Source organism: Zoogloea sp. (assembly GCF_023150065.1).
Lineage (GTDB): Bacteria > Pseudomonadota > Gammaproteobacteria > Burkholderiales > Rhodocyclaceae > Zoogloea.
The window spans coordinates 1-518 of the sequence record NZ_JAKLLN010000239.1 but is presented as its reverse complement, the minus strand read 5'-3'; the positions used below and the strand labels follow the sequence as shown (position 1 = coordinate 518).

The following is a 518-nucleotide window of genomic DNA, read 5'->3' as shown; positions in this document are numbered from 1 at the left end:
CCGGCACCCGCGTCGACGTGCAGGCCGGGGCGGGCGAGGGCGGCTTCGTGCTGCGGGTGGAAGACCGCGGGCCCGGCGTGGCCGAGGCCGACCTGGAGGCGATCTTCGAGCCCTTCCACCGCGGCGGCAACGGGCACGCCACCGGCGGCTTCGGGCTCGGGCTGGCCATCGCGCGGCGGGCGGTGGAGGCCCACGGCGGTCGCATCCGCGCCAGCAACCGGGCTGGCGGCGGCCTGTGCGTCGAGATCCATCTGCCCCTCGTGCCTGCTGCGGCGCAAAAGGATTGACCCCCGGCCGGGGCAAGCTGTTAGAATCCGCGCCGTGGCGGGTCTCCCCGCATTGCAGCGCGGTGAACCTGGTCAGGGCCGGAAGGCAGCAGCCACAGCCGTTCCCTGCAAGTGCCGGGGGTCAGGCTCGCCACCCTCATTCAGAAATGGGCGCCCATCGTGGCGCCCATTTCATTTTGTGCGGCCGCTTGCCGGGCGCGTCTTCGCCGCTGCCGGCCTGTTAGAATCCCG

Annotated in this window: 1 protein-coding gene and 1 other RNA gene; both read left to right on the top strand. The window is 72.8% G+C overall.

Going from position 1 to position 518, the window contains the following annotated elements; translation table 11 throughout:
* A partial coding sequence (locus L6Q67_RS24470; RefSeq protein WP_296576412.1) for a sensor histidine kinase occupies window positions 1-287 on the top strand: 287 nt, incomplete at its 5' end.
* Window positions 288-323: 36 nt separating this feature from the next.
* An RNA gene (gene ffs / locus L6Q67_RS24465) (signal recognition particle sRNA small type) lies at window positions 324-422 on the top strand.
* Window positions 423-518 lie beyond the last annotated feature (96 nt).